This is a genomic window from Flavobacterium sp. R1_16 (assembly GCF_057652095.1).
In genome coordinates, this window is record NZ_JBYFCG010000004.1 from 226,729 (window position 1) to 241,158 (window position 14,430).

A 14,430-nucleotide genomic window follows, 5' to 3' on the forward strand; every position below is an offset into this window, starting at 1 on the left:
TTTAAATCACTTCCTTGGTTACAATTTGCATCGTTTCTCTACTCACTTGTTTCAGTAAGACTTCCTTGTTTTCTTCTACCATTTGTGAGGCTTTTTCATTGAAATGTCTAATGGTGTAAAGAGAAACATTTTCGCTATAAGACACTTTGAATTTTTTGGCTAAGATATTTTTCAATTCATTGAAATTTCCAAATTTGTCTTCTACACAAATAGAAAAACTAATAGCTGAATTTTGAATCAAACTCACTTTCATTTTATATTGGTGTAACAACCCAAAAATTTCGCTTATGTTTTCTTCCATTATAAATGAAAAATCTATTGATGAAAGTGATACCAACAATTGATTTTTCTTTACAATAAAACAAGGCATGTAAGGAACCAAATCTTCTCCTTTGGAAACACTTGTTCCGGGAAGCAATGGATTGATAAACGACTTTACATATAACGGAATTTCTTTCTTTTGTAGCGGCTGTAATGTTTTTGGGTGAATAACGCTTGCTCCGTAAAAAGCTAATTCAATAGCTTCTCTGTAGGAGATTTGATTCAACAAACTAGCATTTTCAAAATAACGTGGATCGGCATTCATCACTCCAGGAACGTCTTTCCAAATCGTTACACTTTCTGCATTGAGGCAATACGCAAAAATCGCAGCTGTATAATCTGAACCTTCACGACCAAGTGTAGTTGTAAATCCGTTGTCGTCATATCCTAAAAAACCTTGTGTAATGTTCAAGACTTTTTTCTTTACGTTTTTTGAAATGTTTTGTTGAGTAGTATCCCAATCTACTTCTGCATCGCGATAAGTTGAATCTGTTTTAATATAACTACGCACATCAATCCAATTGGTTTTTATACCCATAAAAGTCATAAAATGCGAGAGAATTGTTGTGGAAATTAGCTCTCCAAAGCTTACAATCTGATCGTAAACAAAATTATAATTTGGTGATTTATTATGGCTTAAAAAGTATTCTAAATCAAAGAACAAGTTATTTACAGCGGTAAAAACCTCGCTCTTTTCATCTTCAAATAAATCCAACAAAATTTGATTGTGGTATTTTTTTACTTCCTGAACAGACGCTTGTAAAGTAGACGATTTCTCAAAATAATCTTTTACTACTACTTCGAGTGCATTGGTAGTTTTTCCCATAGCCGAAACTACAAGTAAAACATCTTCATAACCTACTTTTTGCAAAACATCATAAACGTTTTTAATTCCATCTGCATCTTTAACTGATGCTCCACCAAATTTGAAAACTCTCATTATAAATTACTTAAAAAATTATCAATTCCATTTTTATCCATTTGCGCTACACGCCAATCTTTTAATACTTTTGCTCCCGATTTTTCATAAAAATCAATCGCTGTTGTGTTCCAATCAAGAACCGCCCATTCTATTCGATTTACATTGTCTTTTTTGCCTTGAGCAATAACTTCTTTGTACAAAGCTTTTCCAATGCCCGACCCTCTCATTTTTTCTTTTACAATCAAATCTTCAAGATGAATGGTTCTGCCTTTCCAAGTCGAATATCGATAATAATATAAAGCTACTCCAACAATTTCCTCCGACGTTTTGTTACCGTTTGAATCACTATTGACTGATGCGACAAAAGTGTGAAATAATGGGTTTTCGCCAAAACCATCTCGAACTAAATCATCGACTGTCAAGATAACCGCTTCTGGCTCTTTCTCAAAGACTGCCAATTCTTTAATTAAAGCTAAAACCGCTGAAATATCTTCTTTTGTGCCTTTTCTGATCTTCATTACTTGGAAATTAACAACGGATACCGTTATTCTTCTATTGAATAGTTATTTTATATTTTTAATTCGAGGGGCAAATATACAATTCTGATAAACTATCCCACAAAAACAGACTGTATTTCACAAAAAAAATGATATTTGTTTGCAATATAGCATTGAATTGAATGTCGCTTCAACCTTGTTGAATTATTTACTTCAAGCAAATAAAAATTCCACAACTAGTTTTAATTTGATAAAATTGAAACTGCCTTGGGCAAAATCCGTTCTACAAATTTAGAATAAGCAAGTTCCGATGGGTGCAATCCGTCTTTAGCAACTAAATTAGGGTCTTCTAATCCTTGCTGAGTGATATCTGTAATATTTACAAATTCAATATTATTAGCTACACAATAATTTTTGGCAAATGTATTGTAGCGTTCAATATCTGTTGAAATAGCTGTCGGGTCAGGGGCTCCAAATCTTTTTCCAAAGGGTGTAAAGGCATAATCGGGTATTGAAACGACAATCAATTTAGATTTATCGCCCTTAGCCAATCGTATTGCGGTACTAACTAATTGAGGGAATTCTTGTTCATAAATCGAGAACGGCTTTTTTTGAAATTGGTTATTGACACCTATCAATAAAGTTACCAAATCATAATTTGAATCTGGATTTTGAGTATTTATTGCCGATATCAAATTCGTTGTTGTCCAACCTGTAGTAGCTATAATTTTTAATGAAAAAAAATCTTTAGGAAAGATGTTTTCCAATCCTAACTTGAGTTGCTCCGGAAATCGACAGGTTTCACAAACACTTTCACCAATTGTATAACTATCACCGAGTGCTAAGTACTTTAATTGTCTGCTTATGGGCTCAACTTCAATATCGGTGTCTGTGTTGGTATTCGTATTGGTATTTGCGTTGGTATTTTCAACGCTACATTGTGCAAAAGCAATTGAGACAAAAAATAATGCTATTAGCTTTAGATATATTTTCACTTTTACTGGGAGTTTATCTGACTGAGACATCATGTTGTTTTTACACTTCAATAATTCCGTTTTATACGAGTACAAGTTAAAAAACAGTTGTTAAACGCTATCTTTCAAAACATTATATTTGTAAAATTAAAAAAAGCTTCTCTTGTTTGAGAAGCTTTTGATAAACTTTTAGGATTTGTTTAATGTCTTTTTTAAACTATTTGAATGCTGGTATTCCCGTGATATCAGCACCTGTAATCAAAAGATGAATGTCATGAGTACCTTCATAGGTAATTACAGATTCTAAATTCATCATGTGGCGCATGATTGAATATTCTCCAGTAATTCCCATTCCTCCTAGTATTTGACGAGCTTCACGAGCAATATTGATAGCCATGTCCACGTTATTTCTCTTAGCCATTGAGATCTGGGCAGTTGTTGCTTTTCCTTCATTTCTCAAAACACCTAAACGCCAGGTTAGTAATTGCGCTTTGGTGATTTCAGTAATCATTTCTGCTAATTTCTTCTGTTGCAATTGAGTACCTGCAATAGGTTTATTAAATTGAATTCTCTCTTTTGAATACCTCAAAGCTGTATCATAACAATCCATTGCAGCACCAATCGCACCCCATGCAATTCCATATCGTGCCGAATCTAGGCAACCTAGTGGCGCTCCTAATCCCGATTTATTAGGTAATAAATTTCCCTTCGGAACTTTTACATTATCAAAAATTAATTCTCCAGTTGCCGAAGCACGAAGAGACCATTTATTGTGTGTTTCCGGAGTTGAAAAGCCTTCCATTCCGCGCTCAACAATTAATCCGTGGATTCGACCTTCCTCATTCTTTGCCCAAACTACTGCTACATCTGCAAAAGGGGCATTAGAAATCCACATTTTTGCTCCATTCAAAAGATAATGATCTCCCATATCTTTATAATTGGTTATCATACTTCCGGGATCGGAACCATAATTAGGCTCGGTCAAACCGAAGCATCCTAAATATTCTCCTGAAGCAAGTTTTGGTAAATATTTCATTCGTTGCTCTTCATTTCCATATTTCCATATAGGATACATAACCAATGAAGATTGAACAGAGGCAGTCGAACGAACGCCTGAATCCCCTCTTTCTATCTCTTGCATAATTAAACCGTATGATATTTGATCTAAACCTGCTCCTCCGTATTGCTCAGGAATGTAGGGTCCAAAAGCTCCAATTTCAGCCAAACCGCTTATAATTTGTTTAGGGAATTCCGCACGTTGAGCATAATCTTCAATTATAGGAGAAACTTCTCTTTTTACCCATTCGCGTGCTGCATCACGCACTAATTTATGCTCTTCAGATAATAATTCGTCAAGATTGTAGTAATCAGGTGCTTGGAAAAGGTCTGGTTTCATTTTTTTGGTTTTAAAGAGTACAAATTTACATAAAGAAATGTAACAAATCGATTAACGATTGTTATAATTTTTAAAAAGCAGTATTTGTAATGGTTTGCTTACTACCGTCTAGATACTACATTTTCAGATAAAAATCTTTAGTTAAATCTATGTATTCCTGAGTGTAAACATGCCTAGTTATTTCAATAACTAATTCATCTGTAGTCATTACTGGTAACTCATACCGTTTAAAAGCTAATAGACTTCTTACAACTGGAGTCGTGTGTGAGCCTTTTACACGAGTAATTTTTACAGGAAAGAGCTCTACATTAGAACATAAATTAATAAATCGTTCTTCTTCTTTATAAGGAATTATTACAGAAAAAATTCCATTTTCAGATAATAGCAAATCAGCAGCTTCAATTAAATCTTCAAATGGCATTGCATCTTGAAAGCGTGCTAAATCTCTCTGAGAATTTTCGGTTTTATAATCTTCGCTGAAAAATGGTGGATTGGAAATGATTATATCATACTCATCTTCTGGTTCTTCTACAAATTCATCCAAGCCAGCGTGAAAACAAAATAACCGATCGCTCCAAGGAGAATTTTCAAAATTATCCACAGCTTGTTCGTATGCATCTTCATCTATCTCTAAAGCATCGATTTGCTCGGCAGAACTTCTTTGCGCAAGCATTAATGCGATGATTCCTGTACCAGTTCCAATGTCTAAAATACTAAAAGGATTATTATCAATTGGGCACCATGCACCTAGTACAACAGCATCTGTTCCTACTTTCATAGCACATCTATCTTGCTCAACAGAAAATTGTTTAAACGAAAATTTAGACATCTATTTAAATTATAAAACCATTAAGGTATTAAAAAAATACCTAATGAAACTTAAATTCTTAATGGTATAAAATTAGTGTTTTTTACTATAAATACATTTCTACCAAACCTTCGGGCAAGTCCATAATGACTTTTTTGTTTTCTCTATCAATTTTTACTAAAAACTGATCAATCATTGGAACTAGAATCTCGACATTACCATTAACAACTTCAAAAAGAGGTTGCGCGGATGTGTCATTAACAGATACAATTTTTCCAAAAACACCCAAACGTTTATCTTCTATTTCAAAACCAATAACTTCGTGAAAGTAGAACTTGTTACCTGTGAGTTTTGGCAACATTTTCAAGGGTAAATAAATTGCTGAACCAATTAATCGGTCAGCTTCTTCTTCATTGTGGATATCCTCGAATCGGATTCGAAGAAAGTCATTTTTATGTAGTGAACTACTTTCAATAAAAAATGGAACCAGATTATTGTTGAATTCAACAAATACTGATTCCATATTTTCATATAATTCAGGTTCGTCTGTATCTAAGTAAGCTAAGACTTCACCTTTAAAACTAAATTTTTTTGCGATTTTACCTAAATAGAAACAATCTTCTTTACGCATCTCGCAGGTAAAATTATGCTTCTTGTTCTTCTGTGTTTTCTTCAGCAACAGGAGCTTCTTCAGCAGCAGCCTCAACTGCAGCTTCAACCTCAGCAACTTCTTCTTCAACAGCAGGAGTTGCAGCAGCAATTGCATCTGCTTCAGCTTGTGCAGCAGCAGCTATACGTTTAGCGTTTACTTCTTTTTCAGCTTTTAATGCTTTTGCTTTAGCATCTGCTTCAGCCTTAGTTAAACCTTGTTTTTTAGCGTCAACTTTTCCAGCTTTAGCCTCCAACCAAGCAGCTAATTTTGCGTCAGCTTGCTCTTGAGTCAATGCACCTTTACGGATACCACCATCAAGATGATGCTTCAATAAAGCGCCTTTGTAAGAAAGAATAGCTTTAGCAGTTTCTGTAGGTTGAGCACCATTGTGCAACCATTTTACAGCGCTATCAAGGTTCAATTCGATAGTTGCAGGGTTTGTATTTGGATTGTAAGTACCTATTTTCTCTAGATATCTACCATCTCTTTTTGAGCGAGCATCAGCCGCTACAACCCAGTAAAAAGGTTTGCCTTTTTTACCGTGTCTTTGTAATCTAATTTTTACTGACATAATCGTATGATTAAAATTTGAGGTACTCGACCTCTGTTAATTAAGGGTGCAAAGATAGTTTTTTTTTTTGAAAATCACAAACAGCAACGCCAAAACAATAAATTAAAATTATTTTATACTTTTATATACTTGTTTTTTGCTATAAAAACCTATTTTTGTTTTATAAAACATTTTTTAAAATGAAGAAAAGAATATACATACTATTGCTTTTAATTGGGCTAACTTCTTGTGGAGAAGATATTGTTTTTAATAATAATGCCGCATTTCAAGGTGTTAAAAACAATGAAAGCTGGAGAGCTGCTGATGCAAGTGCAACTGTAACCGATGATGCTTCTATACTAATTCAAGCTGTTACTATAAACGAAACTGTAACCTTAGAAATCCCTTTACCTACTACATTTGTGAATCAGAAAGACAGTTCAACTTATATCACTCACAACCTAGGGACAAGCGATACTAAAACAGCCGCTTATACTGCTATTGTAAACGGAGCGCTCTTAGCCTACGAAACTGGCACTAACATAGGTGACGGTCAAATAATTATCACGGATTATGATGGATTAACTGTCTCAGGAAAATTCAGATTTAACGCAGAAAATATAGAATCATCTACGGATTCTCCGACTGTTAACTTCCAATATGGGATTTTCTACAAAGTTCCTATTGTACCGTAAATACAAAGATTTGAAAAACTCTCAAAAGCCATTTATTATTTTGTAAATGGCTTTTTGTTTTTATCTAAAACTTTCATAAATAATCTCATACATGGTATGTTAGAATAAAATATAAACTATATTTGCTTAATATAAAAAAGAATAATTATGAATATTTTTGTTGGAAGCCTTCCATTCAGTATTGAGGAAGCAGATTTAAGAGAGTCTTTTGAGGCTTATGGTGCAGTTGATTCTGTAAAAATTATTACTGATAAATTTACTGGAAGAAGTAAAGGGTTTGGTTTCATTGAAATGCCTAATGACGAAGAGGCTCAAAAAGCAATTAATGAATTGAATGGTGCTACTGTTCAAGGACGTGCAATAGTGGTTAATAAATCTGAACCAAAACCAGAAGGAGAAAGAAGAAGCTTTAATAACAATCGTGGTGGAGATTCTCGCGGTGGTTATGGCGGAAACCGTGGTGGTGGAGATAGAGGAAGATATTAATCACCACTTTTTTTCAAGTTATAAACACACTAATGAGTCCGATACATCATCGGACTCATTTTTTTTATAATTGAGAAAGATTTTGTGTCTTGTTTGAATGTTTCTATTTCTAGTATTTTAACTCCCCTACTTGCCTCATTCGTTTTACAATTCTAGCTTTTCTAGCATTGATAAAGGCTGACGAATTGGAGGCTTTAAACTTTCTAGGGTTTGGAAGTATGGCTGCAATTCCGGCAGCTTCAGTTTTTGTTAAACTTGAACAATCTTTCCTGTACCAATATTGTGTTGCTGCTTGTGCGCCATAGACTCCATCTCCCATTTCAATGCTATTGAGATATGCTTCCATTATGCGTTCTTTGCCCCAAATAATTTCAATTAAAATTGTGAAATAGGCCTCAAGCCCTTTGCGAAAATAACTTCTGCCTTGCCAGAGAAAAACATTTTTAGCGGTTTGTTGCGATATGGTGCTACCTCCTTTTAATCTCTTTCCTTTTTCATTGTTCTTCATTGCTTTTTCAATGGCATCAAAATCAAAACCCCTATGTGTTAAAAACCTTGCGTCTTCACTAGCAATTACCGCTTTTTGCAAATTGACCGAAATCTCCTCAATAGGCTTCCACTCGTGACTGCATACCATTTCATTTCCGTCTATTTTATTCTCAATAGCTCGAACAACCATTAATGGTGTGAAAGGAATTGGAACAAATTTAAATAACACTACTAGAAGAATAGAAATTCCAAAAAACCAAAGCATGGTTTTCAATAAAAAACGATATACCTTTTTGAACATATTTATTAAATTAAATCCGCTAATTCAGCACCAATATAACTCCCGATTGCAACGCCCATTCCTCCTAATCGAACTCCACAATACACATGTTCAGATAATTGTGTTACTATAGGATTCTTACTAGACCCCAATCCCATGATACCGCTCCATCTATGAGCAATTTTAAACTCTTGATTGGGCAAAATAACCTCTTTTAACAATGCTTCTAATCGATTTTGAATTAATCCCGTTTCGCCAAATTCATCGGTTGTTTCTCCATTAAAATCAAGATTTCTTCCTCCTCCCAATAAAACTCTGTCACCCACATTTCTAAAATAATAATACCCTTTTTCTAGGTGAAAAGTTCCTTTTATATCTAGATTCTTGATAGGCTCTGTTATCAAAACTTGAGCTCTTGCTGGTTTTACCGCTCCATTTGTTATTGCGCTAGCAAAACCATTAGTTGCAAACAATAGTTTTTTCGAAAAAAATTCGTGGTCAGCCAACATTACTTGCACACCATTGCTATTTTCACTGTAGCCTTTGACCGTTTGTTGGTTTAGAATTAATATATTCTCCGAAACAGCTTGTTTTAGTAATGCCTGCATCATATTTCCTGTATCAATTTGAGCTTCAAAAGGATTAAAAATGAGGTAATCCTGTATATTATCAAAACCAAATCGGTCAACTTGCTTTGTAAAAACCTCTGCTTTAAAAAGAGGCTTCAACATTTCATTGATAAACGGAATCTTTGAAACACATTCATTGAAATTAGTATCACTGTTTTCTAAAAATAATTCATAGCCTCCATAAGGTTTAAAATCGATAACAGAATCTCCTAAACGTTTACGAAGTAATTGAAGTCCGTTCCAACGTTTTTGAATTAATTGAAACACTTCTTCTTCGGTATGTGAATGTAAATCATCTATAATTTCAGAAATACTTCCGAAACAAGCAAAACCAGCATTCTTGGTACTAGCGCCCTGTGGCAACATACCTTTTTCAATAATTAAAATTTTACTTTCTGGAAATCGACTACGCAATTGTAAAGCAGCATGTAATCCTACTATTCCACTGCCAACAATAGTATAATCAACACTGGTAAACCAATTTTTTAATTCCCAAAAACTCAAATTCATGAATAAATTTTTTATAAAAATAAGTATTTTACTCCAAATGGAATCAATAGAAAATAGGTTTATTACGTTGTACAAATTCCATTTTTTATTTTGAGCAAAAAAAAACGCCTCATTTATATTGAGACGTTTCTTCGTATTTAAAATAAATCTTTTATTCTGGGTCAATCATTTTGAAATCTTCCATAAATGCAGTGGTATAGTTACCTTCTACATATCTTGAATCATCCATTAATTGTCTATGGAAAGGTATTGTTGTCTTTATACCTTCAATAACAAACTCATCTAATGCTCTTTTCATTTTGTTAATGGCCTCTTGTCGAGTTTGAGCTGTTGTGATTAACTTAGCAATCATAGAGTCATAATTCGGAGGAATTGAGTAACCCGAATACACATGGGTATCCAAACGAACTCCATGTCCTCCTGGAGTGTGTAATGTGGTAATTTTTCCTGGTGAAGGTCTAAAATCATTATATGGGTCTTCAGCATTGATACGACATTCTATCGCATGTAACTGTGGCAAATAGTTTTTTCCTGAAATTGGCACACCAGCAGCTACAAGAATTTGCTCGCGAATCAAATCATAATCAATTACTTGCTCAGTAATAGGATGCTCCACTTGAATTCGGGTATTCATTTCCATGAAGTAGAAATTTCTGTGTTTGTCCACTAAGAATTCGACTGTTCCTGCACCTTCGTATTTAATAAATTCTGCAGCTTTCACAGCTGCTAATCCCATCTTTTCTCTCAAATCATCTGTCATGAATGGTGAAGGAGTTTCCTCCGTTAATTTTTGATGACGACGTTGAACCGAACAATCTCTTTCTGATAAATGACAGGCTTTCCCATAGGCATCTCCAACAACTTGTATTTCAATATGGCGAGGCTCCTCAATTAATTTTTCAAGATACATACCATCATTCCCAAAAGCCGCCGCTGATTCCTGACGAGCACTATCCCATGCTTTTTGTAAATCTTCTTCTTTCCAAACGGCGCGCATTCCTTTTCCACCACCTCCAGCAGTAGCTTTAAGCATGACTGGATAACCTATTTCTTTTGAAAGTTTTTTTGCTTGCTCGAACGATTCTAAAAGTCCGTCTGAACCCGGAACACATGGAACTCCTGCTGCTTTCATAGTTGCTTTTGCCGAAGCTTTGTCTCCCATTCTATCAATCATTTCTGGAGTAGCTCCAATAAACTTGATACCATGTTCTTGACAAATCTTAGAAAATTTAGCGTTTTCTGAAAGAAAACCATATCCAGGATGAATCGCATCAGCATTAGTAATTTCTGCTGCAGCAATAATATTTGGCATTTTCAAATAGGATAAATTACTTGGCGCTGGCCCAATACAAACTGCTTCATCTGCAAATTTTACATGTAAGCTTTCTGCATCTGCGGTAGAGTAAACGGCAACTGTTTTAATTCCCATTTCTCTACAGGTACGAATAATACGTAACGCAATTTCTCCTCTATTTGCAATTAATATTTTTTTAAACATCTTTTAAAAATTAGAAGTTAGAAGTTAGAAGTTAGAAATCAAGAATGCAATTGATTTGAATCTAAATGTAACAAAATTCAATCTGCAATCTAAAATCTGTAATCTAAAATCTTAAATTTATGATGGATCTACTAAAAATAATGGCTGATCAAATTCTACTGGCGACATATCGTCTACTAAAATCTTCACGATTTTTCCTGCAACTTCAGATTCAATTTCGTTGAATAATTTCATAGCTTCAATTACACATAAAACATCTCCTTTTGCAACTGTGCTTCCCACTTCGGCAAAAACAGGTTTGTCTGGTGATGGTTTTCTATAAAAAGTTCCAATAATTGGTGATTTTATAGTTATGTATTTTGAATTATCATCTGAAACTGGAGCAGCTGGTGTTGCCACTGGTGCTGGAGCTATTTGTTGTGGAGCAGCTTGTTGTAAAACATTCTGAGTAGGTATCTGTTGTACATAGGCCACATCAGAAGAGTGTCCTTCTAGCGTAGTTCTAATCGTGATTTTCACATCACCGGTTTCTAACTTTACTTCTGCAACTCCAGAGTTAGCTACAAATTTAATCAGATTCTGAATTTCTTTTAAATCCATAATTATTAGTTTTTAGTTTTATTGTTTGTTATATGCCCATTTCAAATAGATTGAGCCCCAAGTAAATCCTCCTCCAAAAGCTGCAAAAATAAGATTGTCGCCTTTTTTAAATTTATTTTCAAAGTCGCTCAATAGCAACGGTAAGGTTGCTGCGGTGGTATTTCCGTATTTGTGAATGTTTACTAAAACTTTATCTTCGTCCAGTTCCATTCTACTTGCAGTTGCATCGATAATTCTTTTGTTTGCTTGATGTGCTATCAACCAATTTACATCTTCTTTTGAAAGATTATTTCTTTGCATGATTTTTTCGCTAACATCTGCCATTCCTGTCACAGCATATTTGAAAACCGTTTTCCCATCTTGAAAAACATAATGTTGTCCGTTTTCAACTGTTTCTTTTGAAGTTGGAAGTATAGAACCTCCTGCGTCAATTTTTAAATATTCTCTACCTATTCCGTCGCTTCTCAAAATCTCATCTTGCAATCCCAACCCTTCATAATTAGGCTCAAATAAAGCGGCTCCAGCGCCATCTCCAAAAATAATACAAGTCGCTCTATCGGTATAATCTATGATTGATGACATTTTATCAGCACCAATCAACAACACTTTTTTATATCTTCCTGATTGAACATAGGCTGCCGCATTAGACATTCCGTATAGAAAACCAGAACAAGCAGCTTGCAAATCATAAGCAAATGCATTAACCGCACCAATTTGTGTGGCTACAAAAACAGCAGTCGAAGCAACAAGCATATCTGGAGTTGCTGTGGCTACTATTACTAAATCTATTTCTGCTGGGTTTACACCACTTCTTTTAATTAAATCTTTAGCAGCATTAATTGCCAAAAATGAAGTTCCTAGACCCTCTCCTTTTAATATTCTTCTTTCTTGAATTCCTGTGCGAGTTGTGATCCATTCATCATTGGTATCAACCATGGTTTCAAGCACTTTGTTTGAAAGCACGAAATCTGGAACATAACCTCCAACAGCGGTTATAGCGGCTGTAATTGTATTCATATTTTTTAAAATTTTTCTAATCGGAACAGCATCGCGATTAGAGGCGGAATTTACAAAAAAATTCTAAACCAAATTGTTTTAGAACTGCTTATTTAATCAAAATTAGAAACAACAAAAAAACTCCCACAATGGTGAGAGTTTCGATGTAATCTATCAAAAAATATTATGCAAGAGCAACAGTTGATTTATCAACAACTACTTGTCCTCTGTAGTACATTTTACCTTCGTGCCAGTATGCTCTGTGGTATAAATGTGCTTCTCCTGTTACTGGACATGTTGCTATTTGAGCTACAGTTGCTTTATAATGAGTTCTTCTTTTATCTCTTCTTGTTTTGGAGACTTTTCTCTTAGGATGTGCCATTTTACTATATTATTTATCCGTTAATAGTTTCTTTAATTCGTCCCAACGCGGGTCTATGTTTTCTTCTTGTATTATTTCTTTTTTGGGCTCTTTGCCAGTTAGCTCATTGAGTTTGTCTAGTGCGGGAGTTTTTAAAGTCCCGTCTTTGATTCCTGGATGAACTCGTTTTAGAGGCACTGAAAGAACTATCATTTCATAAATACACTGTGTAATATCTATTTGATGCTCTCCATGAGGTAAAATTAACAACTCATCATTGTCGTTATTGAACTCTTCACCGAAATTAACTATCAGTTTAATTTTTCCTTTTATGGGTAAATCAAACATTTCGTTGGTTAAATCACAAGATACGTTAACAGTACCTTTGTGTTTAAAATTTAGCTCCAACATGGTGCTTTTTTTCTCTAAAACTACATTTACTTTAATCGATGAACTTTCAAATTCATCGTAATCAAAGTTCTCAAAGAACGCATTATCTATCTGATATTCAAATTGATGTTTTCCTAACTTTAACCCTAGAAAAGGAATCAAATACTCATTTAACTGCTTCATTTCAACAACAATTTTCCGATAGATTCGGGAGCGCAAAGATATAAAATTATTAGATATTCAAAACTGTTGTTTGTTTTTTTTTATCTATTATTTTTTTCTTCTTGTTTTTCCCTTATTTTCATTGGGTTAGCACTAATTTCTTTGTATTGATTTCTGGAGTGAAAAACATCCAAAGCCAAGTAAACTGCTTCTTTAAACGAATTAAAATCCGCCTTATTTTTCCCAGCTATTTCATAAGCGGTTCCATGATCTGGAGATGTTCTAATTTTGTTCAATCCTGCGGTGTAATTTACACCTTTTCCAAAAGATAAGGTTTTGAATGGTATCAATCCTTGGTCGTGGTAGGCGGCAATAACAGCGTCGTATTTCTCATATTGGTTGCTACCAAAGAACCCATCGGCAGGGAAAGGTCCAAAAACTAAGGTTCCTTTGTCGAATATCTTTTTTATTGCTGGTTTGATTATTTGTTCGTCTTCTTTACCAATAACTCCACCGTCACCTGCATGAGGATTCAATCCTAAAACAGCAATTTTTGGTTTATTGATGCTAAAATCTTGAATCAAAGTTTTCTTGATAGTCTCAATTTTTTGGACAATTAACTCTTCCGTTAGGTGTTTAGCTACTTCGTTTACAGGAATATGATCTGTGAGCAATCCTACTCTAAGATTGTCCTGAACCATTAACATTAAAGCATTTCCTTCTAGTTCTTGGTCTAAATAATCGGTATGCCCTGGAAATTTAAATTCTTCTGATTGAATGTTGTATTTATTGATTGGAGCAGTAACCAAAACATCAATCAGACCTTCTTTTAAAGCTTTAGTAGCGGCAACAAATGATTTTATAGCATATTTTCCTACCGTTTCATCGTTGGTTCCAAAGTTCAAATCGACACCTTCTCGCCACACATTCAACACATTTATTTTGCCTAACACCAATTGATCCAAACGGTCAATTCCATGAAGAACCGAAGTGGATTCAAAGGTTTTCTTAACGAAAGACAAAATTTTTACGTTCGCAAAAATAACTGGCGTACACAATTCCAACATTCGAGTGTCTTCGAAAGTTTTCAATACCACTTCGCTTCCAATACCGTTTAAATCTCCTATTGAAATTCCAACAATTATATTTTCTGCCTTTTTCGTCATGACTTCAAGTTATTTATCGCTAATTTTGAGGTGCAAATTTAGTAAAAT

At 34.4% G+C, this 14,430-nt stretch carries 17 protein-coding genes; 2 read left to right on the plus strand and 15 right to left on the minus strand.

All coding sequences use genetic code 11. The features are described from left to right. Position 1: 1 nt before the first annotated feature. The 7 genes from AC23L6_RS08795 to AC23L6_RS08825 all read right to left on the minus strand — a co-directional run bounded on the left by AC23L6_RS08795 (position 2) and on the right by AC23L6_RS08825 (position 6,141). Complete coding sequence (locus AC23L6_RS08795; RefSeq protein WP_487561793.1) at positions 2 to 1,261, minus strand: aspartate kinase; 1,260 nt, start codon at positions 1,259 to 1,261, stop codon at positions 2 to 4. Then, entirely contained in the window at positions 1,261 to 1,761 is a 501-nt protein-coding gene (locus AC23L6_RS08800; protein ID WP_487561794.1) for an N-acetyltransferase family protein, read from the minus strand. The genes AC23L6_RS08795 and AC23L6_RS08800 overlap by 1 nt, the downstream gene beginning before the upstream one ends. Before the next feature lie 221 nt (positions 1,762 to 1,982). After that, on the minus strand, positions 1,983 to 2,768 hold the full coding sequence (locus AC23L6_RS08805) for an SGNH/GDSL hydrolase family protein (RefSeq protein ID WP_487561795.1): 786 nt from the start codon (positions 2,766 to 2,768) through the stop codon (positions 1,983 to 1,985). A gap of 163 nt (positions 2,769 to 2,931) precedes the next feature. Next, a complete protein-coding gene (locus AC23L6_RS08810) occupies positions 2,932 to 4,110 on the minus strand; it encodes an acyl-CoA dehydrogenase family protein (RefSeq protein WP_487561796.1) in 1,179 nt (392 codons plus the stop codon). A 115-nt stretch (positions 4,111 to 4,225) separates the two neighbouring features. Continuing rightward, positions 4,226 to 4,939 carry a tRNA1(Val) (adenine(37)-N6)-methyltransferase gene (locus tag AC23L6_RS08815; RefSeq protein WP_487561797.1) on the minus strand — a complete coding sequence of 238 codons (714 nt, stop codon included), beginning with the start codon at positions 4,937 to 4,939 and terminating at the stop codon, positions 4,226 to 4,228. Positions 4,940 to 5,024: 85 nt separating this feature from the next. Further along, on the minus strand, positions 5,025 to 5,549 hold the full coding sequence (gene rimM / locus AC23L6_RS08820; RefSeq protein ID WP_487561798.1) for a ribosome maturation factor RimM: 525 nt from the start codon (positions 5,547 to 5,549) through the stop codon (positions 5,025 to 5,027). 13 nt (positions 5,550 to 5,562) lie between these two features. Continuing rightward, a complete protein-coding gene (locus AC23L6_RS08825) occupies positions 5,563 to 6,141 on the minus strand; it encodes a 30S ribosomal protein S16 (RefSeq protein WP_487561799.1) in 579 nt (192 codons plus the stop codon). A gap of 179 nt (positions 6,142 to 6,320) precedes the next feature. On the opposite strand from AC23L6_RS08825, the gene AC23L6_RS08830 reads away from it, so the two are divergent. Further along, on the plus strand, positions 6,321 to 6,815 hold the full coding sequence (locus tag AC23L6_RS08830) for a DUF6252 domain-containing protein (protein WP_487561800.1): 495 nt from the start codon (positions 6,321 to 6,323) through the stop codon (positions 6,813 to 6,815). A gap of 147 nt (positions 6,816 to 6,962) precedes the next feature. Next, complete coding sequence (gene rbp / locus AC23L6_RS08835; RefSeq protein WP_487561801.1) at positions 6,963 to 7,301, plus strand: RNA-binding regulator; 339 nt, start codon at positions 6,963 to 6,965, stop codon at positions 7,299 to 7,301. Positions 7,302 to 7,410: 109 nt separating this feature from the next. Here the strand turns inward: rbp and mtgA are convergent, their stop codons facing one another. The 8 genes from mtgA to pdxA form a co-directional block, all read right to left on the minus strand. After that, positions 7,411 to 8,091 carry a monofunctional biosynthetic peptidoglycan transglycosylase gene (gene mtgA / locus AC23L6_RS08840; protein ID WP_487561802.1) on the minus strand — a complete coding sequence of 227 codons (681 nt, stop codon included), beginning with the start codon at positions 8,089 to 8,091 and terminating at the stop codon, positions 7,411 to 7,413. A 5-nt stretch (positions 8,092 to 8,096) separates the two neighbouring features. Then, entirely contained in the window at positions 8,097 to 9,209 is a 1,113-nt protein-coding gene (locus AC23L6_RS08845) for an NAD(P)/FAD-dependent oxidoreductase (RefSeq protein ID WP_487561803.1), read from the minus strand. A gap of 151 nt (positions 9,210 to 9,360) precedes the next feature. Then, positions 9,361 to 10,707, minus strand: coding sequence for an acetyl-CoA carboxylase biotin carboxylase subunit (gene accC / locus AC23L6_RS08850; RefSeq protein ID WP_487561804.1), 1,347 nt, complete (start codon positions 10,705 to 10,707; stop codon positions 9,361 to 9,363). A 117-nt stretch (positions 10,708 to 10,824) separates the two neighbouring features. Then, entirely contained in the window at positions 10,825 to 11,307 is a 483-nt protein-coding gene (gene accB, locus AC23L6_RS08855; protein ID WP_487561805.1) for an acetyl-CoA carboxylase biotin carboxyl carrier protein, read from the minus strand. 18 nt (positions 11,308 to 11,325) lie between these two features. Continuing rightward, positions 11,326 to 12,324 carry a beta-ketoacyl-ACP synthase III gene (locus AC23L6_RS08860; RefSeq protein WP_487561806.1) on the minus strand — a complete coding sequence of 333 codons (999 nt, stop codon included), beginning with the start codon at positions 12,322 to 12,324 and terminating at the stop codon, positions 11,326 to 11,328. A gap of 163 nt (positions 12,325 to 12,487) precedes the next feature. Then, a complete protein-coding gene (gene rpmF, locus AC23L6_RS08865) occupies positions 12,488 to 12,685 on the minus strand; it encodes a 50S ribosomal protein L32 (protein ID WP_487561807.1) in 198 nt (65 codons plus the stop codon). A gap of 9 nt (positions 12,686 to 12,694) precedes the next feature. Further along, positions 12,695 to 13,237, minus strand: coding sequence for a YceD family protein (locus AC23L6_RS08870; protein ID WP_487561808.1), 543 nt, complete (start codon positions 13,235 to 13,237; stop codon positions 12,695 to 12,697). Between the two features lie 80 nt (positions 13,238 to 13,317). Continuing rightward, positions 13,318 to 14,382: a 4-hydroxythreonine-4-phosphate dehydrogenase PdxA gene (gene pdxA, locus AC23L6_RS08875; protein WP_487561809.1), complete on the minus strand. Its 1,065-nt coding sequence runs from the start codon at positions 14,380 to 14,382 to the stop codon at positions 13,318 to 13,320. Positions 14,383 to 14,430 lie beyond the last annotated feature (48 nt).

What these genes read in the sequence shown, in the direction of transcription:
- AC23L6_RS08795 (WP_487561793.1), bottom strand. Translation starts at nt 1,261, where the DNA reads ATGAGAGTTTTCAAATTTGGTGGAGCATCAGTTAAAGATGCAGATGGA.
- AC23L6_RS08800 (WP_487561794.1), bottom strand. Translation starts at nt 1,761, where the DNA reads ATGAAGATCAGAAAAGGCACAAAAGAAGATATTTCAGCGGTTTTAGCT.
- AC23L6_RS08805 (WP_487561795.1), bottom strand. Translation starts at nt 2,768, where the DNA reads ATGATGTCTCAGTCAGATAAACTCCCAGTAAAAGTGAAAATATATCTA.
- AC23L6_RS08810 (WP_487561796.1), bottom strand. Translation starts at nt 4,110, where the DNA reads ATGAAACCAGACCTTTTCCAAGCACCTGATTACTACAATCTTGACGAA.
- AC23L6_RS08815 (WP_487561797.1), bottom strand. Translation starts at nt 4,939, where the DNA reads ATGTCTAAATTTTCGTTTAAACAATTTTCTGTTGAGCAAGATAGATGT.
- rimM (WP_487561798.1), bottom strand. Translation starts at nt 5,549, where the DNA reads ATGCGTAAAGAAGATTGTTTCTATTTAGGTAAAATCGCAAAAAAATTT.
- AC23L6_RS08825 (WP_487561799.1), bottom strand. Translation starts at nt 6,141, where the DNA reads ATGTCAGTAAAAATTAGATTACAAAGACACGGTAAAAAAGGCAAACCT.
- AC23L6_RS08830 (WP_487561800.1), top strand. Translation starts at nt 6,321, where the DNA reads ATGAAGAAAAGAATATACATACTATTGCTTTTAATTGGGCTAACTTCT.
- rbp (WP_487561801.1), top strand. Translation starts at nt 6,963, where the DNA reads ATGAATATTTTTGTTGGAAGCCTTCCATTCAGTATTGAGGAAGCAGAT.
- mtgA (WP_487561802.1), bottom strand. Translation starts at nt 8,091, where the DNA reads ATGTTCAAAAAGGTATATCGTTTTTTATTGAAAACCATGCTTTGGTTT.
- AC23L6_RS08845 (WP_487561803.1), bottom strand. Translation starts at nt 9,209, where the DNA reads ATGAATTTGAGTTTTTGGGAATTAAAAAATTGGTTTACCAGTGTTGAT.
- accC (WP_487561804.1), bottom strand. Translation starts at nt 10,707, where the DNA reads ATGTTTAAAAAAATATTAATTGCAAATAGAGGAGAAATTGCGTTACGT.
- accB (WP_487561805.1), bottom strand. Translation starts at nt 11,307, where the DNA reads ATGGATTTAAAAGAAATTCAGAATCTGATTAAATTTGTAGCTAACTCT.
- AC23L6_RS08860 (WP_487561806.1), bottom strand. Translation starts at nt 12,324, where the DNA reads ATGAATACAATTACAGCCGCTATAACCGCTGTTGGAGGTTATGTTCCA.
- rpmF (WP_487561807.1), bottom strand. Translation starts at nt 12,685, where the DNA reads ATGGCACATCCTAAGAGAAAAGTCTCCAAAACAAGAAGAGATAAAAGA.
- AC23L6_RS08870 (WP_487561808.1), bottom strand. Translation starts at nt 13,237, where the DNA reads ATGAAGCAGTTAAATGAGTATTTGATTCCTTTTCTAGGGTTAAAGTTA.
- pdxA (WP_487561809.1), bottom strand. Translation starts at nt 14,382, where the DNA reads ATGACGAAAAAGGCAGAAAATATAATTGTTGGAATTTCAATAGGAGAT.